The sequence below is a fragment of the Janthinobacterium sp. 61 genome (genome assembly GCF_002846335.1).
GTDB lineage: Bacteria > Pseudomonadota > Gammaproteobacteria > Burkholderiales > Burkholderiaceae_D > Janthinobacterium.
The window spans coordinates 4763020-4789615 of record NZ_PJMQ01000001.1 but is presented as its reverse complement, the minus strand read 5'-3'; the positions used below and the strand labels follow the sequence as shown (position 1 = coordinate 4789615).

Below are 26596 nucleotides of genomic sequence, written 5' to 3'. Positions count from 1 at the left end.
TGGTCCCGATTGGTCAGCGCGCTTTCTTGAGGAATGTATGCATTTGAATGGAAAGATGGCGGCGCTGTGCCTGGCCGCCTACGCAAGCCAGGCCGGCGCCGCAGCCCCCCATACGCAACGCCAGGCAGCTGCCACGCACGCCGCACGCCCCACCGCGAACGAAGTCTCCACGCGCGACCTGCTGTTGCTGGGCGCCGGCCTGATCCTGCTGATTGGCCGGCGCCGTCCGGAACACGACACGTGGCAAGACTAGACCAGCAGTAGCACCGCATACTCGCGGCCCTCGTCGCGCAGCGCGATGCTGTTGCCGCCCTGCGCGACGCCATCGAGCGACAGCCCCGCCGGCCGCCCCTGCGCACGCTCCACCGTGATGGCATAGCTGCTGGCGCCGAATCGGTACTGCATCTTGAAGCTGTCCCACTCGCCCGGCATGGCCGGCCGCAGGTGCAGCACATTCGCTTCGCGCGTCAAGCCGAGCAGGGATTCGACGATCAGCCGGTACAGCCAACCCGACGATCCCGTGTACCAGCTCCAGCCTCCCCGTCCCACGTGCGGCGCCACGGCATACACGTCGGCCGTCACCACGTACGGTTCGACCTTGTAGCGCGCTACAGCCTGCGCGTCAACACCGTGGCGCACGGGATTGATCATGCGCAGCAGTTCCCACGCCTTCTCACTCTCTCCCATGCGGGCAAACGCCATTGCCGTCCAGATAGCTGCATGCGTGTACTGGCCACCATTCTCGCGCACGCCCGGCACATAGCCACGGATATAGCCGGGATTGAGGCTGGATTTGTCGAACGGTGGATCGAGCAGCTGGATCACTCCAGAGTCACGCCGAACCAGGCGCGCATCGACCTGGCGCATGGCGCCGGCGACACGCTCCTTGTTGGCCGCGCCCGACAGCACGCCCCAGCTTTGCGAAATCGAATCGATCTGGCATTCCTCGTTGGTGTGCGATCCCAATGGCGTGCCGTCGTCGAAGTAGGCACGTCGGTACCACTCGCCATCCCACGCGTGTTCCTCGACATTGGCCGCCAGCTTGGCGGCTTCGTCGCGGCAGAACTGGGCAAACGCCGCATCGCCGCGCAGCATGGCCACCTCGGCGAAGCGCTGCAGTACTTCGTACAGGAAGAAGGCCAGCCAGACGCTCTCGCCCTTGCCATGCTCACCCACCTTGTCCATGCCGTCATTCCAGTCGCACGAACCCATCAGGGGCAAGCCGTGCACGCCCAGGCGCAGGCCATGGCGGATAGCGCGCACGCAGTGCTCGTACAGGTCGGCCGACTCGCCCGAACGCACGGGCAGGTCGTAATACGAATCCTCGTCAGGCTTGAGGGCGCGCCCCTCGATGAAGGGCGCCACTTCGGACAGCACATTGACGTCGCCCGTGGCGATCACATAGCGGCAAGCAGCCAGCGGCAGCCACAGGTAATCGTCGGAGCAGTGCGTGCGTACGCCCCGGTCCGATGGCGGATGCCACCAATGCTGTACGTCGCCTTCGACAAACTGGTGCGCCGCGCACAGCAGCAAATGGCCGCGCAACAATTGCGGCGCCGTGTGGATCATGGCCATCGCATCTTGCAGCTGGTCGCGGAAACCATACGCGCCACCCGACTGGTAATAGCCGCTGCGCGCCCACAAACGGCAGGCAATGGTCTGGTACATCAGCCAGCCATTGGCGATCACATCCAGCGACGGATCGGGCGTTTCGATGCGCACGGCACTCAGGGTACTCTCCCAGTGCGCGCGCACCGCGTCGAGGGCATTGCGCGCCGCATCCTTGCCCGCATGGCGCTGCACCATGGTACTGGCGTCGGCATTGCGGCGACCGCCCACGCCAAGGAGGAAGACAATTTCACGCTCCTGCCCCGGCTGCAGTTCAAACGGTACCTGGATCGCCGCGCACGGGTCCAGCCCAGTGCCCGCCTTGCCGGACAGGCGCACGCGCCGCAGCGCCGCCGGCTGTGCCAGACTGCCGTTGCGGCCGATGAATTCATTGCGGTCGCAAGTGATGGAGCGGATGCTGGCGTCAGTATTGAAAAAGCCGACACGACCGGAAAACTCCGTGTTGTAGTTATTGCGCGCAAACAGCGCGCCGCTGATGGTGTCGACTTCGGTGGCCACATGCATGCCGGACTTGGCGCGCAGATCGGCAAGTACCCATTCCACATAGCCCGTGACGGAAAGCCGGCGCGGCACGCCGCTGTCGTTGCGCACCTTGATGACGGAGTATTTGACCGCCGCGTCCAGCGCCACATAGGTGCACAGTTCGGTGGCGATGCCGCCCTCGCTGTGTTCGAAAATGCTGTAGCCGAAGCCGTGACGTGTCACGTAGTCGCCGCTGCCGCGCGCCGGCAGGGCCGACGGCGACCAGAACTGGCCACTCTGCTCGTCGCGCACGTAAAACGCTTCGCCGGACAAGTCGGAAACGGGGTCGTTTTGCCATGGTGTCAAACGGAATTCATGCGCATTCTCGCTCCATGTATACGCCTGGCCGCCTTCGGACACCACCGTGCCAAATTGCGCATTGGCCAGCACGTTCGACCATGGCGCCGGCGTCTGTTTGCCTTCGCCAGTGGTAATCACGTATTCGCGCCCGTCGGGCGTGAAACCGCCCAGGCCATTTTCCAGGATCAACTCGCGCTTTGGTGCCTGGTACGGCACGCCGCCATGTTCACGGGCCGGATCCTGCAGCAGCGGCGGCATGCGCAGCACGGGGCTGGGAGGGCGCTTGACCTGCTCGGCCAGGGTACCGCGCAGGTCGCTGATGATGGCGCGCGCCACCGATTGCAGCAAGATGCGGTCTTCATTGGCGATCTGCTCGGCCTGGCGTACGAAGATGCCGCCCGGGCGGTCGATCGCCTGCGCATCGATGCCCGAGGCGATCAGGCCCATGATCTGGTCGTGCAGCAGCTGGCGGTAGCCCGACTGGTCCTCACACCAGATCACCAGGTCCACCACCAGCCCTTTCAGGCGCCAGTAGGCATGCGCCTGCACCATCTGGCGCGCCAGTTCGATATTGGCTACGTCGCGTATCTGCAACAGCACGATGGGCAGGTCACCCGAGATGGCATACGCCCACAGGCCGGACTGGCCGCGCTGGTTCTTGATCAGGATGCCCGCCTCGGCACGCAAGGCCGCATTCGCATAGATCACGGCATTGGCAAGGCGCGCATACAGCTGCGCATCGGCTTCGCTGGCATTCAACTGGCGCAGCACTACCTGGCTGTGCGTCCAGGCCAGCTCGAACACGCGGTCAGCCAGATGGCGATCCTGGTATTTATCGATCAGGTGCAACGCCGCATCGCGCTGCTCCACCATGCCGGTCACGCTGTCGACCGTCACTGCCTGGTCGGGTTCAAGCGTGATGACGTAACGGATGGCCACGATGGGGTCGAGCACGGAGCCGTGGCCGCCAGCCAGCGGGCCACTCTCCTGCAGTGCCTGCGGCAGTTGCGCCGTGTTGCCGCGGCCGATGAAACGCGCGCGGTCCGTCTCGAACGACACGGCATAGTGCTCGATATCGTGCACGGTCATCACATGCAGCAACCACGGCATCTGCTCGTCCTTCGAGCGGGGCCGACGCGTGCACAAAATCGCATTTTCATGCGCGAGGATTTCCGTCTGCACGAACAACTTGCTGAACGCGGGGTGGGCCGCATCGGCCGCCGCCGGCGCCATCACCACTTCGGCAAAGCTGGTGATCTCGATGCGCCGCTGGCGGTTCGAATTATTGCTGATGCGCGTACGCCGGATTTCGATGTCGTCCTCGGGCGAGACGACGATTTCCGTGTACAAGTCGAGACCATGGTCGGCACGGCGAAATTCCGCGCGTCCCTCGGAGAAAATCACTTCGTAATTCTTCGGCTCGGCCAACGTGGGCTGGTACATGGTGGACCAGACGGCACCGTCGTCGAGGTCGCGCAAATAGCAGAAGTTGCCCCAGTTGTCGCGCGTGCTGTCCTCGCGCCAGCGCGTCACGGACAAGTCTTTCCAACGGCTATAGCTGCCGCCAGCATTGCTTACCATGACGTGGTAGCGGCCATTCGACAGCAACTGCGTTTCAGGCACGGCGCTGTTGGCCTGCGTGAGGATACGCATCGGCATGGCCTGCTCGGACGCGCCGCTGCGCAGCACCGCCAGTTCGGCCGTGTTCGAGTAAAACGCACCTGCCTGCGGCGTACGTTCCTGCAGCACCAGCAAGGCCGATTGCAGCAGCGGATCGGACTCAAAGCGGCGCTGCATGGGGCGGTCGTGCAAAAGGTAGCTGAGGGCCAGGAAACCCATGCCCTGATGATGCACCATGAAGGAGCGGATGACGGCGCTGCTCTGCCCGCGCGGCAGGCGCGCGGTGGTGAAATCGATGGCTTCAAAAAACCCGTAGCGGCCCATGTAGCCGGCCGCCTGCATGCGCTGCAAGTTCTGGCACGACGCTTCCGGCTGCACCATCAGGCCCATCATGCTGGCGTACGGCGCCACCACCAGGTCGTCGCCCAGGCCCCGCTTCAGGCCCAGCCCCGGCACGCCAAAGGCGCGATACTGGTAATTCAGGCTGGCGTCGACCGTGTTGTAGCCGGATTCGGAAATCCCCCACGGCACGTCGCGCTGGCGGCCATAGTCGATCTGCGCCTCGATGACGGAGTGGTAAGTCTGGTCGAGCAGGGTATTCGGATAATTAGGCATCACCAGCAGCGGCATCAGGTACTCGAACATCGAGCCGCTCCATGACAGCAGCACGGGCTGGCCGGCCACCATGCATAGCTGGCGGCCCAGGGCAAACCAGTGCTCCTGCGGCAGCTGTCCCTGGGCGATGGCGATGAAGCTGGCCAGGCGTACTTCGGAGGCCAGCAAATCGTAGTAGCTGGGGTCGAGCCGCCGTTCGCTGACGTTGTAGCCGATGGCCAGCAGTTTTGTCGACGGGTTGTACAGGAAAGCGTATTCGATCTGCGCGAAGTCGCGCGCCTGGCCCGCCGCGTGGGCGATGTCGCGCATGTGGCGACCCGCCTGCTCGCGGCCTTGCGCCAACAATGCCGCCAGCTCGGGCGGCGTACCTTCCGCCACGTCCAGTTTGGCCAGTTCGCGCAGGGTCGGCACGCGCAGCCACGCCGCATCAATGCCAGCCTGCGCCGCCCACGGCGCCAGTTGCAGCAATTCGGCCAGCGCCGCGCGGCACTGGCGCGCCAGCGCACCGCTCCACATGGACCGCTCGCCATCCTCGCTTTGCAGGGTCAGCGACAGCAGCGCGTCGGCTGCGCCATTCGCGGTACTCAGGTAGGCATGCCATTCGGCCAGGCTGGCTGGCGCGGCCGGCATTTGCAGCAGCGCCAGCGATGAGCGCACCTCCTGGCCTTCGCCTTCGGCGGCAATGAACTCCTGCAGTACCTGCGCCGTCGTGCGGATGCCATCGACGATCTGTGGCCCCATGATGGGGGCGTCGTACAGTTCCACCAGACCAGGCTGCAAGGTCAGCAGATGGCCGGCCAGGTTGCCGCTGTCGACCGTCGAGATGTACATCGGCTGCAGCGCCTTGAGCGTTTGCGTGTCGTACCAGTTATAGAAATGCCCCTGAAAGCGTTCCAGTTCCCCCATGCTATGCAAGGTGGCGCGACTGCGCTCGATCAACTGGCCCATGGTGACATAGCCGAAGTCGTAGGCCGTCAGGTTGGCCAGCAGCGCCAGGCCGATATTCGTCGGCGAGGTGCGGTGCGCTACCACCAGGCTCGGATGCTCCTGCATGTTATCGGGCGGCAGCCAGTGATCATCGGGACCGACGAAAGTATCGAAATACGCCCAGGTCTTGCGCGCCACGCCATGCAGGAAGCGCCCCTGCTCGGCCGACAGGCGCGCCACGGCCCGTTCGATGGGGCGGCTGATCCACCAGGCGATGGCAGGTGCGGCCAGCCATAGCAGCAGCACCACGGCGGCGGCCGGCAACGCTTCCGCGCGCCAGTGCAGCAAGGCAGCAAAGGTGGCCAGCGCCAGCGCGGGCGAGCACCACATGGCGCGCCAACTGTCTCCCTGCGAGCCGGAAGCCGTATGCAGATTCGAGGCGCGCCAGTCAAGCAAATGTTTATGCGACACGCCCAGGCGCCACAGGGTGCGCGCGATGGCGTCCAGGCTGATCCACGCCTCATAGGGCAGGAAGACGAGGGTCAGCATGGCATGCGAAAACTGCACGCCGCAGCGCCGCTCGAACGCGGCCAGATGCTGGCGCCACAGGGTGTCGCGCGGCTTGCGCAACAGGTCGTACAGGGCCGAGAAGACGGGCGGCAGGAAGATAATGGCCAGCACCGCCGCGCTCCAGAAGGCCACATGGGGCAAGAAGCCCCACACCAGCAGCAGCGACAGCGTGGTGGCCGGCGCCACGACGCTGCGGCGCAGATTGTCGAACAGCTTCCAGCGCGACAGCATCGACAGGGGATTGCGTTCACGCTTGCCGGCGCGGCCAGGCACGCGGCCCAGCAGCCAGCCGATCAGCTGCCAATCGCCGCGTATCCAGCGCTGGCGGCGGCTGACATCGGCGTCGTAGCGGGCCGGATACTCCTCATACAGTTGCGAGTCGCTGAGCAGGCCGGCGCGCAGATAGCAGCCTTCGAGCAAATCGTGGCTGAGGATTTTGTTGTCGGGCAGGCGCTGGCCCAGCACCCGCTCGAACATGTCGAGGTCATAGATGCCCTTGCCGATGAAGGAGCCTTCGTAAAATACATCCTGGTACAGGTCGGAGACGGTGCGCGTGTAGGGATCGATGCCCGGTTCGCCACCGCACAGCAGCTCGTAGCGCGACGCATTCGCGCTGGGCAGCGCCACGGCCACACGCGGCTGCAGGATGCCGTAGCCGGCCACCACGCGCGTGCCCGCCGCGTCCAGCACGGGACGGTTCAACGGGTGCATCATGGTGGCGATGAATTCGCGTGCCGCGTCGCGCGGCAGCTGCGTATCGGTGTCGAGCGTGATCACGTATCTGATGGTGCGCAAGCCGCGCAATTCGCCTTCCACCAGCGAGAATTTGTCACGCGCGCCGCCGCGCAGAAAGGCGTGCAGGTCGGACAATTTTCCGCGCTTGCGCTCCTGCCCCATCCACGCATTCTGCTGCGAATTCCACAAGCGCGGACGGTGCAGCAGCAGAAATGGCCCTGCATGACCCAGCTCGTCGCGGTCGGCCGGCTCGCCATTGCCCTTGAACTCGGCGCCTTCCACGCGGTATTTATCGTTCAAGCCACGGATGGTCTCCTGCGCCTGGCGCAGCAAGGCTTCGTCGCCCGGCATCGTTTGCGCGGATGCATCGACAAAATCCGTCAGCAGGCAGAAACGCAGGTTGGGATCGCGGTTCGCCAGGTAGCGCACTTCCAGCGCCTCGCACAGGGCGGCCACGTTTTCCTCGCTGTAGATCAGGGTCGGCACCACGACGATGCCGCGCGCATCCGACGGAATGCCGGCCTGGTAATCCATGCGCGGCAGCGGATGCGGCGACGTCATCAGGGTCGCCAGCCAGTTCACCACGGCCACGGCCAGCTGGCTGCTGCCCAGCAGCGCCAGCGCGCCTAGCGCCGCCAATGGCCAGCCCTGCACGCCATGGCGCACGGCGCGTTCGAGCAGCAATGCGCTCGTCGCCAGGGTCAGGAACGAGATGGCACCCAGGTAGACGGCCAGCGGCGCGGCGCGCGCCGTATGCTGCAGCGCCTCGATGAACGGCAGCTTCGCGCCGGCCTGCTTTTCCAGCACCAGCACGCCGCGCCCGACCAGGTAAAAGCCAATGTGGCCACGGCGTGCGTCATTGCCGTTGCCGTGCGTATGTGCCAGTTGCACCACCATCTCGGCCACTTCCACTTCGCTGCGCGCGCTGCGCCTGGCGATACGCTCGATGGCGTGGCGATAGCTGTCGCGCGTGGCGAAATCCATCAAGCCATACGTGCCTGCCGGATCCAGGCGCAGGGTTTGCTCGACCACGCTCATGGTCTCGACGAATTCCTGCCAATCCATGGTGCCCAGAAAACGCAAGCTGCCGATGCTGTTGGCGATCGACACCTGGTCGGCCGCCTGCTGCCCGATCTCGGACTGGACCTGCTGCTCGAGGGTGAGGCCCGATTCGGCCAGCTTGTGCGTCAGCCACGACAGGGCCAGGGTCAGCGACGAGCTTTGTCCCTGCAGGCGGCGCGACAATTCAGCCACGAAGGCGCTGGTCATCGGCGGATTCGAACGGGCCATGTCGGCCACCAGCAGTATCAAGCCGCTGGGATTGCGCTCGGCGATGTCCGTCATCTGGTCGGCCCAGGTATTGGCCAGGTCGCGCTGCATGCGGTCGTCGGCCACGCGCACGGCGACGCGGCGCAGGTTTTCGATCAGGGCCAGGCGCAGCATGATGGGCACGGCCCACAATTCGCCCAGCGTGAGCGTTGCCACATCCTGGTAAGCCTCGATGAAATGGCACAGGTTTTCCAGGTCGACCCGGCCGTCGCCATGCGAAATGATTTCCAGCGCAATTTTATACACGCGCGGGCAGCCCGCGTCCACGCCAGACGTCAGGCGCGGCAGCTCCTTGCTGTAGTTCTTCGGCAGGTGGCGCCGCGTGGTGCGGATCTGCTCTTCGATCAGGTAAAAATTGTCCAGCAGCCACTCCGAGGCGGGCGTGACCTGGCGCCCGCTCTTGACGGTGGCCGTCAGTTCATTGATGGTGGCCGTGATCAGGGCCGCATTGTCAGCCAGACGCGCCAGTAGGCGGTCGCGGCCATGGTGCTTGCCCACCGCGTGGCCGGCGGCCACGTTCTTGCCGTGGGCGGCCATCTGCATGGCACTGAATAACTCCGAACGCAGGGGCAAGGCATCGTCGCGCGCGGCGTCGAAACTGTCCGGTACATGGGGATGGTCGCGGAAGCTTTCCTTGAATTTGGAAAGCCGTTCCTTGATTTGCTGCGTGACTACTGCGGTGTACTCTTTCAACTTGGCCTCGCTAGGTGCGCGCAGGCAATCAGCGGCCGCCATCACGCCGGCCGAGTCTGGAAGAAAACGATCGGACACTGGCGAAGACGGAAAGCGAAGCGCCGGAGCGTTGCGACGAATCTCAGGGTATAGGGAGATTTTCTGAACTTCATCGTAGGTCCGCCCAGCGCGCAAGACCGTGCGCTAGCGTACATAGCCGAGGTATTGGGGACGTGCAGGCAAAGAAATCAGCCAATGGCAGGGGAGAAAAATGCCGGCAGGAAAGGAAGGCGAGAAAATAAACTGAGACACCGTGCCAATGATGGCACGGTGCAACATTCCAACGGAGGAACTTCTGCCCCGTCAGGCCGCGATGGCTAGCGGGAGACGTGTCGCTTCCGCCATCGCCATGCCGCCGTTGAGTTGCCATGCCGCAGCATGGCCCAGACGGCGCAGACAGGCGGCTGCGCGCGCGCTGCGGTTGCCGCTGCGGCAGAAAAAGATCAGGGGGCGCTGTGGCTGCTGCAGCCAGGCGGCCACCTGCCCTGCCAGGCGACTCAGCGGTACGCTGTGCACGGCACAGCCCTCGAACACCGTGCCGGCGCAGGCCGCATGTTCATATGCTTCGCGCACGTCGACGAGGATGGCGTCGGGATGCTGGCGCAGGAAGCCGGGCAAAGCGGCCGCATCGAGCTGCCGGTCGGCAGCCGCCACGATGCCTTCCCGCACCGCGCGTACGGTGCTGCAGATGTCGCCGTCGTCGCGTGAGCCGCACAGTACGGTGTCTGGCGTCACCAGCGCCGCCTCCAGCAAGGGCGTCAGCGCGTCGGGCGCCAGATTGCCGATAAAGGCGAAGCGCTGCCCCAGCAAGTAAACATGCGTCTCACCGCACTCGATCTGGCGCAGGCGCTGCTGGCCCAGTGCCAGCCCACCGTCGATATCGAAACGCCCCACCTGTTCAATGGCGAGTTCCTGCAGCAGCGCCAGGCGCGCCACGCCGTGGTCGGCTGGAGCCGCCGTGTGCACGATTGCGCGCAAGGCCAGGTGCTGGCAGCGGATAAAAGCGGCCAGGCGCGGCACGAGTTCGGCGGCGGGATCAATGACGACACAACTGGCGCTGGCGGCGTCGCTGAGCAGCCAGGTGCATTGGCCGTCCACGCTCAGCTGGATCACCCCGTCCTGCGGCGATGGCGCCAGGGCCGACGGCAACAGACAGCTGCTGCGCAGCGCCTCGCCGCAGCGTTCAATGCGCGCGCAGGCGGATGCGACGGTTGCCGCGTCAATCAGGGGGCCGAACGACAAACGGATGGCCGAGCTGGCACGCCATTGCGGCACATGCATCGCTTCCAGTACATAACTGGGCAGGGCCTTGGCGGCGGAACAGGCGCTGCCCGAGCTGACGCGCACGCGCGCCGCGTCGAACAGGTCCAGCAGCTCTTTTGAGGACAAGCCAGGCACGGAAAAATTGAGCGTCGTCGGCAGCGCCAAGTCAAACGGCATATTGAACACGATGCCGGGAAATGCGTGCTCCAGGCTGGCCACCAGCTGCTCTCGAAAAGTAGCCAGTTCCGCGTGGCTGCGGAAAGTCTTGCTATCCTCCAGGGCGGCCAGCACGGCGCCCAAGGCAGCGATGCCGGCCATGTTCTCCGTGCCCGAGCGCAGGCCAGCTTCCTGGCCGCCGCCCATCATCAACGGTGTAAATGGCGCACCGGCGCGCACGTACAGCATGCCGATACCCTTGGGCGCATACAGCTTGTGACCAGAGAACGGCGCGTAGTCGATGCGCGTGGCGGCCAGGTTCAATTTCAGCTTGCCCAGCGCCTGTACGCAATCGACCATCCAGTAGGCGTCCGCACCGCGGTCCTGCAGCAGCTGGGCGATGGCGGACAAATCGCTGATGACGCCCGTTTCATTGTTGGCTGCCATCGTGCACAGCATGGCCGTATCGCCGATCAGCGCATCGAGCGCCTGCAGATCGTGGCGTCCCTGCGCGTCGACAGGCAGCTTGCGCACTTCCAGGTTCAGGCCCAATAAACGGTTCCAGTGCGCCAGGCTTTCCGGCACGGCCTTGTGCTCGGTCGCGCCATACAGCAGCAGACTGCCGATGCGCTTGCCCGCATCGCGGCGTTCGCGCAGCGCGCACAGGGCCGACAGCACGGCCGTCTGAATGCCTTCGGTGGCGCCGCTATTAAACATCAAGCGGCCGTCACCCACGCCCAGCAAGCGGCTGGCGCGCTGGCGTACGCCATCCATCATGGCCTTGGCCTGCAAACCCGTGGCATGGGTGCTGCTGGGATTGCCATAGCCCTGCTCCATCGCTTGCCGGGCGGCGGCAACGGCGGCGGGCAGCACGCAGGTAGTGGCATTGCTGTCGAGGTAGATTTCTTTCATGATGGCAGTCTGAGTATTCTATGAAAAGGGCGCAGCTAAAAAGGACGCAGCGCAGGCGGCTGGAACGTATGAATAGTCTACCGGCATGCTCCCGTGAAGATATGCCAAAAGACACTGCAAACACGGTACTATGTAGCATGCTTATGCCATAAAAACCTGAAAAACAAAATGAATTCACTAAATACCCTGCTCGACAAATTCGACTGCGCCATCCTGGCCGCCCTGCAGCAGGACGGCACCCTGTCGATCGCCGCCCTCAGCGAGAAGATCGGCCTGTCCAGCACGCCCTGCTGGAAGCGCGTCAAGCGCCTGGAGGAAGAGGGCTATATCGAGAGCCGCGTGGCCATCGTCAACCGGCAAAAAGTGGGCTTGCCCGTCACGGTTTTCGTCAGCGTGCGCACGGGACAGCACGATGAAAAATGGTTGCGCCGCTTCGCCGCCGCTGTCATCGTCCTGCCCGAGGTACAGGAATTCCACCGCATGAGCGGTGACATCGACTACCTGCTGAAAGTCGTCACCACCGACATCAAGGGCTACGATACCTTCTATAAAAAACTCATCAAGGCCGTGCAACTGACGGGCGTGTCGTCCGCCTTTTCCATGGAGCAAATCAAGTGCAGCACGGAATTGCCACTGGAATTGATCGCCCACGGCTTACCTGCCTGAACGTTTTTCCGCGCCGTACGGATGCGCATGAAAATCACGCATGTTAACATCATGAAATCGTTGCCTTGTGGCAACAACCATCAATTAAATACGATATTCTCCCCATATTTTCACCCTATCCGTCGCTATACTGCGCACGTGCCTGTGCATGTCCGGCAACCTCTGCCAGGCGCGCGGGCCCATTCCCAGGGTCGTCCATGCATCTGCTTCGCCACCTCTCCATTCAGAAAAAATTGATGTTCAGCATGGGTTTATGTCTGTTGCTGTTCATGGGCATTTCCTCTTTCCTCAGCGTGCGCATGAGCAGCGATTATGTGCGCGAGCGCGTCGTCGGCCAGGAACTGCCGGCCCAGGTAGGCGAGATCCGCAACGACGTGCTGCGCCAGATCAGCCAGCCGCTGTCGGTGGTGCAGACGATGGCCAATGATGTCTTCCTGCAGGACTGGGAAGACGCGGAGCTGGCCGACATTGGCATGGCCACTTTCCAGCGCTATGCCAAGATGCTCAAGGAAAAAAACAAGGCGGCCGTCGTCAGCTGGAGCTCACAGGCTGCGTCCAGGTACATGACCGATGCGGGCTTGATCCGCACGCTGGACAAGCAGTTGCCAGCAGATCACTGGTTCTTCAGCATGCTCGACGAAAACAAACAGCACACGATCAATCTGGATCGCGATCCGGCCTCGGGCAGTTTCATGCTGTTCCTGAATGCGCGGGGCCAGACGGCCGGTGGCAAGGCCGTCATTGCAGGCATGGGCTTGAGCGTCGACACCATGGCCGAAACCATCCGTAGCTACAAGGTCGGCCAGACGGGCCATGTCTACCTGGTACGCGCCGACGGCAGCCTGCTGATCCACCGCGATCCTGCCCTGGCCGACGGTAAGCATCAGTTGAAGAACTTGCCCGGCTTTAATGAGGCATTGAGCAAGACTCTGCTGACCGGCCACAAATACACCTATGCCAGTTATTCGGCGCCGGCCGGCAAGCAGTTCGTCGCCGCCTCCTTCGTGCCCGAGTTGAATTTATATGTAATGGCCGAAGTGCCGGAAGCGGAAGTGCTGGGCAATGTCACGCGGTCAGCCCTGATCGCCGCCCTGATCGCCGGACTGGTGGGTGGCGGTATCGCCCTGTGCATCATTTATGTCATCAGCCGCGCCATCGCCGCCCCCGTCGCACGGGCGGCCGACATGCTCAGCGAAATTGCCAGCGGAAACGGCGACCTGAGCCGCCGCATGCCCGTCGAATCGGAAGACGAGGTCGGCGCGCTGGCCGCTGCCTTCAACCGTTTCGTCGCATCGCTGAACGTGACGATACGCGAAGTTCGCGACAGTACCGGATCCATTGCCAGCGCATCGAGCCAGATCGCCTCGGGCAACCTGGACCTGTCGGCCCGTACGGAAGCCCAGGCATCGAGCCTGGAAGAGACGGCGGCGGCCATGGAAGAGCTGACGTCGACCGTGAAACAGAACGCGGATAATGCGCGCCAGGCGAACCAGCTGGTGGTGTCGGCCTCGAGCCACGCTGTCAAGGGTGGCGAGGTGGTGGGCCAGGTGGTGCAGACGATGGGCGCGATTACGGAAAGTTCGCGCAAGATCGCGGACATTATCGGCGTAATTGACGGCATTGCCTTTCAAACCAATATCCTTGCCCTGAACGCTGCAGTCGAGGCGGCGCGCGCGGGCGAACAGGGCCGCGGCTTTGCCGTGGTGGCGACAGAAGTGCGCAACCTGGCGCAACGCTCGGCAGCGGCGGCCAAGGAAATCAAGGACTTGATCATCGACTCGGGCAGCAAGGTGGAGGCGGGTAGCAAACTGGTCGACTCCGCCGGCGCCACCATGCAGGACATCGTCGTGTCGGTCCAGAGGGTTGCCGACCTGATGGGCGAGATCGCTTCAGCCAGCCAGGAGCAAAGCCAGGGCATCGCGCAAGTCAATGCCACCGTCACGCAAATGGATGACGCGACCCAGCAAAACGCGGCCCTGGTGGAAGAAGCAGCAGCGGCAGCCCAATCCTTGCAAGATCAGGCTGGCAAGCTGGCACAGGTGGTCAGCGTCTTCAAACTGGAAGAAACGGGGCATGCAGCGCCGCCGCAGCAACCGGCCCGCAAGCCCACGCTGGCCAAGCCGTCCCGCCCGGTGATGGTCAAAGCAGCGATCCGCGCCGCGCGCCCGAAAGCGCCGGCCAGCGATGCGTGGGAAGAGTTTTAAAGGCGATTAAATCGCCGGTGCTTTCACGCTCGCCGCTTGCTTGAAGAAGTCATAAATACCGCTCTCGCTCATGCGGCGCGCATTCGCCAGTTCGCCTCCCTTGGTGGCGTACAGCACCTGGTTGTTGTCGCTCGAGACCAGCACGGCAGCCGGGATGCCTTTTTTGAGCGGATTGCCATAGGCTTGCGCCACATCGAGGTTATGGTCAAAGTTGCCCACGTCGACCTTGACGACCTTGAACTGCTGTTGCATCAACTCGGCGTTCTTGCCCTCCTTCAAGGCCTTGTCCAGCGCGCGGCAATCCTCGCACCAGTTGGCGCCAAAGATCAGCAGTACGGGCACATGCGCCGCCTTGGCCTCGGCCAGCGCGCGGGCCACGTCGGCCTTGGCGTCGGCCGCCGCGTTATACGGCAAATGCGGCGTGGCGACAGGGTTGCCCGGTGTCGGGGCGGCGGCAACAGCGGTGCCGGCAAGCAGCAGGCTGGCAAGAAGAAGGGGAAAGCGCATACAGGGCTCCTGGGAGAAATCGTGGGGCCAGCTGGACAGCTGCCAGCGGGCGTGATTGTCTAGAATATGCCTGCTTGTGGGAAATATCCACCATTTAATTGCACTGTGCTTATGCGGAAAACGTATAAGCACGTATAAGCGCCACCAAGGAGAAGCCGCTTGCACATGCCAGATACCCTGCCCCCAACGCTGTCCGGCGCCGCGCACATGCTGCGCAGCGCCTATCCCGGCGGCATGCCCGATACGGCGTATTTCGCCGTGCTGGCCTTGCTGTATGAACACTTTTCCGACCGCAACCTGGTCGAGCTGATGGCAGCCGTTACGGGCAAGGATGCGGCGACGATCCTCAATGACATCTATGCCTGCGTCAGCAGCAAACCGGAGCCCTCCGCCATCGAGGCCACCAGGCACTTGCTGGAGCGGCACGGCTTGCAAGCGGTCTGCGCCGAGGACTAGGCTCCGCCGGCAGCGAAATGGAACGCATGGGATAATACAGGGCTCACACTGAGCAACGCGGCCCGAACGCGCCCTCCCACATGACGACTTCTTTTCTGGCACGCTGGCTGCCGCAACCGAACAATGGCAGTCGCCGCGAACAATTGCGCGCCTGCGCGGGCGCCATCTGCGGTTTGCTGCTGACAGGACTCATCTGCCACTTCCTGCTGGCGCCCGATAGCGCCAGCGTCTACCTGATCGCACCCATGGGCGCCTCGGCCGTGCTGCTGTTCTGCTTGCCAGCCAGCCCGCTGGCGCAACCGTGGTCCGTGGTGGGCGGCAATGTCGTCTCCGGTCTGGTGGGCATGGCTTGCGTCAAATGGCTGGGGCCCAGCGTAGGCGTGGCGGCGCTGGCGGCCTGCCTGGCCATCGGCGCCATGTTTGCCCTGCGCTGTTTGCATCCGCCGGGCGGCGCCGTGGCCCTGACCACCGTGGTCGGCGGCGCCAGCGTGCATGCGGCCGGCTTCGAATTCGTCTTCATCACCGTGCTGTTCAACTCAGCCGTGCTGGTCGCCTGCGCCGTGCTGTACAACAACCTGACGGGACGCCGCTACCCGCACACCCAGCAACTGGCCGCACCGCATCCGCACGCCACGAAGGATGACATCCCCAGCACCCGCCTGGGATTTTCGCCGGATGACCTCGATGCCGTCTTGCGCCAGCACAGCGAAGTGCTCGACATCAGCCGCGACGATTTGCAGGCGATCTTCCTGCAAACGGAAATGCGTGCCTACCAGCGCCGCTTCGGCGTCGTCACCTGCGCCGACATCATGTCGAAGGACGTGCTCAGCGTGGAATTCGGCACGCCGCTCGATGTTGCCTGGCGCACCATGCGCGAACACGACGTGGGCGCCCTGCCCGTCGTCAACCGGGCGCGCCGGGTCATCGGCATCATCACGCAGACGGATTTTCTGCGCCATGGCGGACTCGACGATTATCAAGGCATGCGCCAGCGCCTGCGCAGCCTGCTGCAGCGCAGCGGCCTGTCCCACAGCGACAAGCCTGAAGTGGTGGGCCAGTTGATGACGCCGTCGCCACACACGGCCCGCCGGGGCACGCCCATCATGGATCTCGTGCCCCTGATGGCAGACGCCGGCTATCACCATATTCCCATCCTTGACGATGAAGAGCGCCTGGCTGGCATCATCAGCCAGTCCGACCTGATGGCGGCCTTATATGAAAGCCGCTTCGCCGAGGCGGCTGCATGACGCCATTCCAGGCACTGCTGACCGGCCCCGATGGCGGCGCCACCGGCGCGATTGTCAACGCGCATTTTTTCGGCGCGCAACTGGCCATCGATGCACCCGGCTCCACCGTCGATGTGGTGCAACTGCTTGTCAGCGTGGGCGGTATCGATGGGCCCGAACTGTTCCTGAACTGGCTCGATGCACAAGGCCGGCAGGCGTCGCTCAAGCCGTTGACAGCGAGCGACATCGCCATCGTCCTGAAGGAAGCGCCGCCCGCGCTGCAGCCGCAACTGCAGCGCCTGTGGGGGGAGCGCCAGCGCAACCGGCGGCAAGTGTCGGGCTGGCTGGCCGGTTTGACGGGTACAGCCGTCATCGCCTCTGCCCTGCTGTGGTGGCAAGGCGGCCATGCCGTTGGCGCACTGGCGCGATTGATTCCCCTGTCGGTGGAAAAACAGCTGGGCGAACTGGCCCTGACGCACGTGCGCGCGCAGGGCGGCATCAGCGAGCACGGCGCGGCGCAGCAAACGGTGCAGGACATCGGCCGCACGCTGACGGCCGGTTCGCGCTACCAATACCGCTGGCTGATCAAGCAGGACGACACCGTGAACGCCTTTGCCATGCCAGGCGGCATCATCGTCGTGCATACGGGCTTGCTGCGCCAGGCGGGCGACCCGGGCGAGCTGGCCGGCGTGCTGGCGCATGAAGTGCAGCATGTGGAACAGCGCCATTCGCTGCGGCAAATGATCAGCAGCCTGGGCTGGGGCGCACTGGTAGGCGTGACCATCGGCGACATCAGCGCCGTGGCCTCCATGCTGGCGCACCAGGCCGGCACCCTGTATTTCAGCCGCGACATGGAAGAGGAAGCGGACCGGCTGGGTTTGCTTGCCTTGCAGCGCGCGCAGATCCGTCCCGATGGCATGCTGCGCTTTTTCCAGAAGCTTGATGACAAGGACAAGGGGGCGACGCCGGGCTGGATTTCCTCGCACCCGCAAACGGCGGCGCGCGCCCAGCAGATCGAGAGCCTGATCGCCAGCAAGCCCTGCCCCGCCTGCGTCCCATTGGCGAGCCAGCACTGGCAGGCCATGAAAGCGGCCCTGCCGCCTACGGCGAAATAGCAACATTCCCTCACTACAATTTATCCAAACGCACTGGGCAATGGCGTATGCTTACGCCCCGGCTGTTCCTTCGCGAGCGGCCACCCCGACCTCGCTACGCCCCCGTTCATTCCTCTCCTTACAAAGGACATCGCGCATGAAGCATCGTTTTGCCGCCGGCACCCTCGGCACCCTGGCCATCTCCCTGTTACTCGCCCACGCGCCCATGGCGCAAGCGGCCCAGCCCGCAACCAAGACCGTGGCCGTCAGTGCGCCACAAGCTAAGCATCAGCTGCAAGTGCTGGCCGACAAATACTACGATGCGCAGGCCCGTTTCGAGCCGATCAATGCCACCGAGAGCGGCGACAACCGTTTTGACGACCAGCTCGGTTCAGCCATCGTGCCCACCGCGCGCGCAAAACAGTTCGCCCTGTACCGCCAGTACCAGAAGACCCTGCGCGCCATCGCCCGCGCACAGCTGTCGCGCCAGGACCAGATCAACTACGATATCCTCGACTATGAACTGGCCACGGCGCTGAGCTTCGAACGCTTCCCCGAATACCTGCTGCCACTGAACCAGATGGACAGCATGCCCGTCACCCTGGCCAATTATGCGGGCGGCGAGGCATCGCAGCCTTTGACCACGGTCAAGGAGTATGACGCTTACCTGAGCCGTATCGGCCAATTGCCGGGCTGGATAGACCAGGCCATCGCCAACATGAAAGTCGGCATGCAAAAGGGTATCGTGCTGCCGAAGGCGCTGACGGAATCGGCCTTGCCGCAATTCAAGAAACTCGTCAGCGCCACGCCGCAGGACAGCGTTTATTACACGCCCATCAAGAACTTGCCGGCCAGATTTTCCGATGCGGACAAGGCGCGCCTGACACAAAGCTACACCAGCATCATCGAGGCCAAGCTGATGCCTGCGCTGCAGCGCCTGTCCACCTTCATGGAACGCGACTACCTGCCTGCCGGCCGCACGAGCAGCGGCTGGAGCGCCCTGCCCGATGGCGCTGCCTGGTACCAGGCGCGCGTGGCCAGCAGCACCACCACGGATTTGAAACCGGAGCAGATCCACGCCATCGGCTTGAAGGAAGTGGCGCGCATCCAGGAACAATATGCGATCGTGGGCCCGAAGATGGGCTACAACGGTCCGGCCGCCGGCTTGCCCGTGTGGGTGTCGGAACAGGCGAAATACCGCCCGTTCAAGACGGAACAGGAAGTGCTGGACGTCTACCGCAAACTGAACGTGCTGCTCGACAGCAAATTGCCCGCCCTGTTCACCCTGGTGCCGAAGGCGCCGCTGGACTTGCGCCTGGAACCTGAACTGAGCCGCGACACGGCCGCCGACCACTACACGGCGCCCGCCGCCGACGGCTCGCGCCCCGGCGTATTCTGGTCCGTCGTCACGGATCCCACACTGTATGGCGACACGGGCATGACCACCTTGTTCCTGCACGAAGGCAAGCCCGGCCACCATTTCCACCTGGCGCTGGTGCAAGAGATGGACTTGCCGAACTTCCGCCGTTTCGGCGGCAACAATGCCTTCACGGAAGGCTGGGCCCTGTATGCGGAAACCCTGGGCAAGGAAATGGGACTGTTCGACGATCCGGCCCAGTATTTCGGCCACTTGAACGACGAGATGCTGCGCGCCGTGCGCCTGGTGGTCGACACGGGCTTGCACACCAAGGGGTGGACGCGCGAGCAAACGATCAAGTACATGCGCGACACCCTCGGCTATGACGCCGTAGCGAAAAGCGAAACGGAACGCTACATGGCATGGCCAGGCCAGGCCCTGGGCTACAAGATCGGCTCGCTGAAAATTGTCGAACTGCGCCAGCGCGCGCAACAGGCGCTGGGCGACAAGTTCAGCCTGCCGAAGTTCCATGAAGTGGTGCTCGGCGACGGCACCCTTCCCCTGAAGCTGCTGGAAGCCAAGGTCGACCGGTGGATCGCGCAGCAGAAGTAAAACGCAGCGCCTGAAATCAAAACGGCAGCACCTCGATGGCGCTGCCGTTTTTTTTTCGCTGCTGGCGTTTTCAGCTACACCAGCAGCGCCGCACTCATCGAGCGCACTTCCTCGGCCGATTCGGCCAGGATGCTTTGCAGGGTCTCGTTATCGATAATGAAATCGATGACGGAATCGGAAGGCGTGAGCATTTCCACGTAGGTCACCTGCAAGGGCGACGGCACGGGCGACAGTTGCTTGGCCAACAATAAGGTGTCGAGCAGGGAGTCGGGCGGGATGGACAGCAAGCCATCGCGCAAGCCTTCGATGGCGACACTCACGGCCAGCGGGATCAGCAGCTTCTTCATGACTTCGCGGGAAATGATTTCTTCGGCGGACTCCATCCAGTGATTCACATCGTCGTCGAGCAGACCGGGAAATTCATCGGCACGCGACAACAGATAAAAACCGCCCACCTCATGCACAATACCGGCGAACAGGGCCGTGTCGACATCAACGTGCGTCACGCGGCGGGCAAGCACATGCGCCAGCGCCGCCACGTGCGCCGTGTGCTCCCACAACTGGTTCGCCTTCTGGCGCAGCACGGGGTCGATGATCTTGCTGCCGAACTGGCGCACCACCATGGCCACCACCAGCGCATACAGATTGCGGTAACCCATGCGCATGACGGCGGCGCGCACGCTGGTCACGGGCGCCGCATCGCCGCAGCTGTACACGGCCGAGTTGGCCAGCGCCACCGTGCGCGCGGCCAGCAAGGGCTCGCCCAATACCAGCTTGATCGCATGGTCGATATGGCAGTCCGGTTCAGCCAGGGCCAATTGCAATTGCAATGCGGAATTAACACTTGTGGGAAACGTCAATTCTCCGCGCACCGCCTGGGAAACAATTAAACCGAAAGCCTGTAGTTTATTCATCATACGATTAATCCGCCTCAGATGTTTTTCCAGCCAACAATTTCATGCATCAGAAATTGAATGCCAGGCCCGGCCCTTAGAATAAAGATGGGATGTCGTTCGCTTGCAAGGAAGCGTCCGGCAATGCCAGCTCCTGCAATAGTGATTCATCGCCAATGACAAATAACTTCGGCTGCTGCAATACCTGCAACAGAAATGGCTGACCTTCACGCAGACGTCGGCGATAATCGGCCAGCGTATATAAGTTGGGATTGATTTTACGCCTTAAGGTTCGCTCGGCCGGGGCCAATCCCGTCAACAGGTCGCCATAATTGGCTTCTTCGCCCACCAGCAGCAAGTCGATGGCGCTACCGGGCATGTCCTGTCCCTTCGCTGTGGCACCCGACACGAATGCCAGGTGCAACTGGGCACGCAAAGGTTCCAGGGTCCCGCTGAGCACGCCAACGATGCCGAAGGTTTTCTGCACCAGCCCGCTCAACTCGGGATACACGAGGCTTTCCTTGTTGGGCCAGAAACGCCGCACATTGCCGATCCGCTCCGAAGTGATGAGGCCGGATTCATGCAGACGCCGCAGTTCACGCTGCGCAGACGCGCTGCCCAGGCCCGTCAGACGCATGATCTCGTTCAAATGAAAACCTTCATTCACGCGAACAAAGAGCAAGCCCAGCAATTTTTGCTGGGCGGGAGTGAACAGGGCTTGGGCAATCATGCGCCAAATCTTAGCATGAATGAACTGAAAACTGGCGCGACGAGGGCAATAGGGCGTGACGCCACAACAAAGCGGCATGCGCCGTCACCAGCAATTGGGCGGGCCCATGCGCAGCAACGTGGGGATGGCACAGCAATGGGTGACAAGGTCAGCAAGCACATCTCTTTGTGAGCGCTCACTTCAGATACGCGGGCACAGCGGGCCGATATACCAAACCGTGCCTGCGCCATTCTGGCGCCAACCGCATCACCGAATTTAGTCCATCAATTCAGGCATGCCAGATGCAATAGTAACTTGGCCATATTTATTCAGAAGCCAAACAGCATGCATACCGGTACATAAATTTTATTCACAATCTCAGCCACTAATAACTACATGACTTTCATTGCATCAGGCACTTTCCATTTACCCATACTAGCCATATTTTAATGCAGCATATAAATGACGCTTTACCCTCTATCAATGCGCCACCATGATTTTTCGCGTACCACGCTATTCCTGCACATATCTTGCTTAATCGTTCAGGCATAAAAAAACGGCACCCTAAGGTGCCGTTCTTGTCAGCTGACCGCGTAAATTACGCTTCGTCGCCGTGGTGTTGCTGGCTTTCGATGGCTAGCAGCTCTTCGGTGGTTTCACTGGCCAGGGTGGCTTTATCGGTCAGCAGCGGGGCTTGAAACTCCGCCACTTCCCTCGCCGCCTTCTCCTTGCGTGTGCGGTGGAAAGGCGCCGTAAGGCATAAAAAAACGGCACCCGAAGGTGCCGTTCTTGTCAGCTGACCGCGTAAATTACGCTTCGTCGCCGTGGTGTTGCTGGCTTTCGATGGCTAGCAGCTCTTCGGTGGTTTCACTGGCCAGGGTGGCTTTATCGGCCAGCAGCGGGGCTTGAAACTCCGCCACTTCCCTCGCCGCCGTCTCCTTGCGTGTGCGGTGGAAAGGCGCCGTAAGGCATAAAAAAACGGCACCCGAAGGTGCCGTTCTTGTCAGCTGACCGCGTAAATTACGCTTCGTCGCCATGGTGTAGATGGCTTTCGATGGCTAGCAGCTCTTCGGTGGTTTCACTGGCCAGGGTGGCTTTATCGGCCAGCAGCGGGGCTGGAAACTCCGCCACTTCCCACGCCGCCTTCTCCTTGCGTGTGCGGTGGAAAGGCGCCGTAAAGCATAAAAAAACGGCACCCGAAGGTGCCGTTCTTGTCAGCTGACAGCGTAAATTACGCTTCGTCGCCGTGGTGTTGCTGGCTTTCGATATCTTGCAGCGCTTCGGCAGCTTCGCCAGCCATCGAGGCTTTCTCGGCCAGCAGCAGGGCTTGACGCTCTTCCACTTCCCACGCTTCTTTCTCTTTGCGTGCGCGGTGGAAGGCCAGGCCCGTACCGCCAGGAATCAGACGGCCGACGATGACGTTCTCTTTCAGGCCGCGCAGACCATCGCGCTTGCCCATGATCGCCGCTTCGGTCAGCACGCGGGTGGTTTCCTGGAACGATGCGGCCGAGATGAACGAATCGGTCGACAGCGATGCCTTGGTAATACCCAACAAGACGTTTTCGTAGGTCGCTGGAATCTTGTTCTCAACAGCCATGCGATCGTTCTCGTCCAGCAGTTCCGAACGCTCAACCTGCTCGCCAACGATGTAGTTGGTGTCGCCGGCATTGACGATCTGAACACGGCGCAGCATCTGACGCACGATCACTTCGATGTGCTTGTCATTGATCTTCACGCCTTGCAGACGGTACACGTCTTGCACTTCGTCAACGATGTAACGTGCCAGTGCTTCGATACCCAGCAGGCGCAGGATGTCTTGCGGATCGGCAGGGCCGTCCACGATCATCTCGCCCTTGTTCACGACTTGGCCGTCATGCACCAGCACTTGTTTGTCCTTGGTAATCAAGAACTCATGCTTGTTGCCGTCCATGTCCGTGATTTCCAGACGCTGCTTGCCCTTGGTTTCTTTACCGAACGCAACGGTACCCGTGACTTCCGCCAGCATACCGGCATCTTTCGGCGAGCGCGCTTCGAACAGTTCCGCAACGCGTGGCAGACCACCGGTAATATCGCGCGTTTTTTGCGATTCGGTAGGAATACGTGCCAGCACTTCACCAACCGATACCTGTTGACCGTCTTTCACCATGATCAGCGCGCCGACCTGGAAGCCGATCGCCACCGAGTGTTCGGTGCCGGCGATCTTGACTTCTTCGTTCGCGTCGTTGATCAGCTTGACTTGCGGACGCAACGTTTTCGTCAGCGAACCGCGACGTTTCGCATCGATCGCCACCAGGGTGGACAGACCGGTCACTTCGTCGACCTGACGGGCTACGGTGACGCCTTCTTCGACGTTCTCGAAACGCACTTGACCGGCGTATTCGGTAATGATCGGGCGGGTCAGCGGATCCCACGTTGCCAGGGCCGTACCGGCCTTGATGACCATGCCGTCCTTGACGATCAGGGTCGCACCGTACGGTACTTTATGACGCTCACGCTCACGGCCATGGTCGTCGGTGATCAGCACTTCGCCGGAACGGGAAATGACGATTTGCGCGCCCTTGCCGTTCGTCACGTAACGCATGGTTGCCGTGAAGCGGATGGTACCGTTCGACTTGGCTTCCACCGACGATGCCACTGCTGCACGCGAAGCCGCACCACCAATGTGGAACGTACGCATGGTCAGCTGGGTACCCGGCTCACCAATCGACTGCGCTGCCACCACACCGACGGCTTCGCCGGCGTTGACCAGCATGCCGCGGCCCAGGTCGCGGCCATAGCACTTGGCGCACAGGCCGAAGCGCGTGTCGCAAGTCAGTGGCGTGCGGACCTTGACTTCATCGATGGACAGACGCTCGATCTCTTCGACCATGTCTTCGTCCATCAGGGTGCCGGCTTCGTACAGCGTTTCCTGGGTTTCAGGATTGACGACGTCATGCACCACCACGCGGCCGAGGATACGGTCACGCAACGGTTCGATGACTTCACCACCTTCGACCAGTGCCTTCATGACGGCGCCGTTCATGGTGCCGCAATCGTCCTCGATCACCACCAGATCTTGCGTCACGTCAACCAGACGACGCGTCAGGTAACCGGAGTTAGCCGTTTTCAGCGCCGTATCGGCCAGACCTTTACGAGCGCCGTGGGTCGAAATGAAGTACTGCAAAACGTTCAGACCTTCGCGGAAGTTCGCGGTAATCGGAGTTTCGATAATCGAGCCGTCCGGTTTGGCCATCAGACCACGCATACCGGCCAACTGGCGAATCTGGGCTGCGGAACCGCGCGCGCCGGAGTCGGCCATCATGTAAATGGCGTTGAACGATTCTTGCGTCGACTTGGTGCCGTCGCGGCGGATCACGTCTTCGACTTTGAGCTGGTCCATCATGGCCTTGCCGACTTCATCCGAGGTTTTGCCCCAGATATCGACTACCTTGTTGTAACGCTCGCCGGCGGTCACGAGACCCGAGGCGTATTGCTGTTCGATCTGCTTGACTTCCGATTCGGCCGTCGCGATCAGGGTAACTTTTTGAGGCGGTACCAGCATGTCGTCGACGCAGATCGAGATACCGGCGCGTGTCGCCAGGCGGAAACCCGATTGCATCAGTTTGTCTGCGAACACCACCGTGGCGCGCAGGCCGCACTTGCGGAACGACGTGTTGATCAGCTTGGAAATTTCTTTCTTTTTCAGCGCGCGGTTCAGGACGGAGAACGGCAAGCCTTTAGGCAGAATTTCCGACAGGATCGCACGGCCGATCGTCGTTTCGTAGCGGGTAACCGTTTTCTCGAACTCGCCCGTTTCGGCGTTTTTCGGGTATTCGGTAATACGCACGGTAACGCGGGTCGTCAGTTCGACTTCCTTGTTGTCGTAGGCGCGGATCACTTCCGAAACGTCAGGGAACATCATCCCTTCGTTCTTCGCATTGATCGCTTCGCGGGTCGCGTAGTACAGACCCAGCACGATATCCTGCGACGGCACGATCGACGGTTCGCCGTTCGATGGGAACAGGATGTTGTTCGATGCCAGCATCAGGGTGCGTGCTTCCATCTGCGCTTCGATCGACAGAGGAACGTGGACCGCCATTTGGTCACCGTCAAAGTCGGCATTGAATGCCGCGCAGACGAGTGGGTGCAACTGGATGGCCTTGCCTTCAATCAGGACTGGCTCGAACGCCTGGATACCCAGACGGTGCAGCGTAGGTGCGCGGTTCAACATGATCGGATGTTCGCGAATCACGTCTTCCAGGATGTCCCACACGACCGGCTCCTGGATCTCGACCAGCTTTTTCGCTGCCTTGATCGTGGTCGCCAGACCCATCAGTTCCAGTTTATTGAAAATGAATGGCTTGAACAGTTCCAGCGCCATCAGTTTCGGCAAGCCGCACTGATGCAGTTTCAATTGCGGGCCCACGACGATGACCGAACGACCGGAGTAATCGACGCGTTTGCCCAGCAAGTTTTGACGGAAACGGCCGCCCTTGCCTTTGATCATCTCTGCCAGCGATTTCAGCGGACGCTTGTTGGCGCCGGTCATCGCTTTGCCGCGACGGCCGTTGTCCAGCAGCGAATCGACTGCTTCTTGCAGCATGCGCTTTTCGTTGCGCGTGATGATCTCTGGAGCGCGCAGCTCCATCAGGCGTTTCAGACGGTTGTTACGGTTGATGACGCGGCGATACAGATCGTTCAGATCCGAGGTCGCGAAACGGCCACCATCCAGCGGTACCAGCGGACGCAGTTCCGGCGGCAGCACTGGCAGCACTTCCATGATCATCCAGTCAGGCTTGATGCCCGAACGTTGGAACGCTTCCAGCACTTTCAGGCGCTTCGCGTATTTCTTGATCTTGGCTTCGGATTTCGATTCCTTCAGTTCCACGCGCAGGGTTTCGGCATCGCGGTGGATGTCGATCGAGCGCAGCAGTTCACGGATACCTTCGGCGCCCATGAAGGCGGTGAAGTCGTCGCCGTACTCTTCGTACTTGGCGGCGTAGTCGTCTTCCGACATGATCTGGCACTTCTTCAGCGGGGTCATGCCCGGATCGGTCACGACGTATGCTTCAAAGTACAGCACGCGTTCGATGTCCCGCAGGGTCATGTCCAGGACCATGCCCAGACGCGACGGCAGCGACTTCAGGAACCAGATGTGCGCGGTAGGCGAGGCCAGTTCGATGTGGCCCATGCGCTCGCGGCGCACCTTGGCCAGCGTGACTTCGACGCCGCACTTTTCGCAGATCACGCCGCGGTGTTTCAGGCGCTTGTACTTGCCGCACAGGCATTCGTAATCCTTGATCGGGCCAAAGATCTTGGCGCAGAACAGGCCATCGCGCTCAGGCTTGAAGGTACGGTAGTTGATGGTTTCCGGCTTCTTGACTTCGCCGTAGGACCACGAACGGATTTTCTCAGGCGAAGCGAGACCGATCTTGATTGCATCGAAGGTCTCGTTGGTCTGTACTTGCTTGAATAGATCGAGCAGTGCTTTCATGTATCACTCCAGAGGTGATTAAATTTCTATATTCCTGAGACTACATTGCCCGGCGTGGTTTCCCAGCCGGGCTTTGTGTTTCCCAAACC

General features: G+C 62.1%; 13 protein-coding genes. 7 read left to right on the top strand and 6 right to left on the bottom strand.

All coding sequences use genetic code 11. The features are described 5' to 3' along the window. Positions 1–37 precede the first annotated feature (37 nt). Positions 38–253: a hypothetical protein gene (locus CLU92_RS21665; protein ID WP_101483565.1), complete on the top strand. Its 216-nt coding sequence runs from the start codon at positions 38–40 to the stop codon at positions 251–253. On the opposite strand, the gene CLU92_RS21660 is transcribed toward CLU92_RS21665, so the two are convergent. Both CLU92_RS21660 and CLU92_RS21655 read right to left on the bottom strand, forming a co-directional pair. Further along, positions 250–8982: a GH36-type glycosyl hydrolase domain-containing protein gene (locus CLU92_RS21660; protein ID WP_373918515.1), complete on the bottom strand. Its 8733-nt coding sequence runs from the start codon at positions 8980–8982 to the stop codon at positions 250–252. The two genes, CLU92_RS21665 and CLU92_RS21660, sit on opposite strands and share 4 nt — an antisense overlap. Before the next feature lie 300 nt (positions 8983–9282). After that, on the bottom strand, positions 9283–11310 hold the full coding sequence (locus tag CLU92_RS21655; protein ID WP_101483564.1) for an aminotransferase class V-fold PLP-dependent enzyme: 2028 nt from the start codon (positions 11308–11310) through the stop codon (positions 9283–9285). A gap of 168 nt (positions 11311–11478) precedes the next feature. Between CLU92_RS21655 and CLU92_RS21650 the strand changes: the two genes are divergently transcribed. Together CLU92_RS21650 and CLU92_RS21645 are read left to right on the top strand one after the other, a co-directional pair. Beyond that, on the top strand, positions 11479–11976 hold the full coding sequence (locus CLU92_RS21650; protein WP_101483563.1) for an Lrp/AsnC family transcriptional regulator: 498 nt from the start codon (positions 11479–11481) through the stop codon (positions 11974–11976). A gap of 197 nt (positions 11977–12173) precedes the next feature. Next, a complete protein-coding gene (locus CLU92_RS21645; RefSeq protein WP_243857878.1) occupies positions 12174–14180 on the top strand; it encodes a methyl-accepting chemotaxis protein in 2007 nt (668 codons plus the stop codon). A gap of 6 nt (positions 14181–14186) precedes the next feature. Here the strand turns inward: CLU92_RS21645 and CLU92_RS21640 are convergent, their stop codons facing one another. Next, complete coding sequence (locus tag CLU92_RS21640) at positions 14187–14687, bottom strand: co-chaperone YbbN (protein WP_101483561.1); 501 nt, start codon at positions 14685–14687, stop codon at positions 14187–14189. 165 nt (positions 14688–14852) lie between these two features. Between CLU92_RS21640 and CLU92_RS21635 the strand changes: the two genes are divergently transcribed. The 4 genes from CLU92_RS21635 to CLU92_RS21620 all read left to right on the top strand — a co-directional run bounded on the left by CLU92_RS21635 (position 14853) and on the right by CLU92_RS21620 (position 19432). Next, positions 14853–15143 carry a DUF3349 domain-containing protein gene (locus CLU92_RS21635; protein WP_101483560.1) on the top strand — a complete coding sequence of 97 codons (291 nt, stop codon included), beginning with the start codon at positions 14853–14855 and terminating at the stop codon, positions 15141–15143. 80 nt (positions 15144–15223) lie between these two features. Beyond that, the gene (locus tag CLU92_RS21630; RefSeq protein ID WP_101483559.1) at positions 15224–16390 is read left to right on the top strand and encodes an HPP family protein; all 1167 of its coding nucleotides are present in this window, start codon (positions 15224–15226) and stop codon (positions 16388–16390) included. Further along, a complete protein-coding gene (locus tag CLU92_RS21625) occupies positions 16387–17484 on the top strand; it encodes a M48 family metallopeptidase (RefSeq protein ID WP_101483558.1) in 1098 nt (365 codons plus the stop codon). Before CLU92_RS21630 ends, CLU92_RS21625 begins: the two co-directional genes overlap by 4 nt. A gap of 136 nt (positions 17485–17620) precedes the next feature. Beyond that, positions 17621–19432 (top strand): DUF885 family protein, encoded by a 1812-nt coding sequence (locus tag CLU92_RS21620; RefSeq protein WP_101483557.1) that lies wholly within the window; start codon positions 17621–17623, stop codon positions 19430–19432. A 74-nt stretch (positions 19433–19506) separates the two neighbouring features. Here the strand turns inward: CLU92_RS21620 and CLU92_RS21615 are convergent, their stop codons facing one another. From CLU92_RS21615 to rpoC, 3 genes are all read right to left on the bottom strand, one after another. After that, entirely contained in the window at positions 19507–20346 is an 840-nt protein-coding gene (locus CLU92_RS21615; protein WP_101484817.1) for an HDOD domain-containing protein, read from the bottom strand. Positions 20347–20422: 76 nt separating this feature from the next. Next, positions 20423–21133 (bottom strand): ArsR family transcriptional regulator, encoded by a 711-nt coding sequence (locus tag CLU92_RS21610; RefSeq protein WP_257561200.1) that lies wholly within the window; start codon positions 21131–21133, stop codon positions 20423–20425. 1132 nt (positions 21134–22265) lie between these two features. After that, entirely contained in the window at positions 22266–26507 is a 4242-nt protein-coding gene (rpoC, locus tag CLU92_RS21605) for a DNA-directed RNA polymerase subunit beta' (protein ID WP_101483555.1), read from the bottom strand. Positions 26508–26596 lie beyond the last annotated feature (89 nt).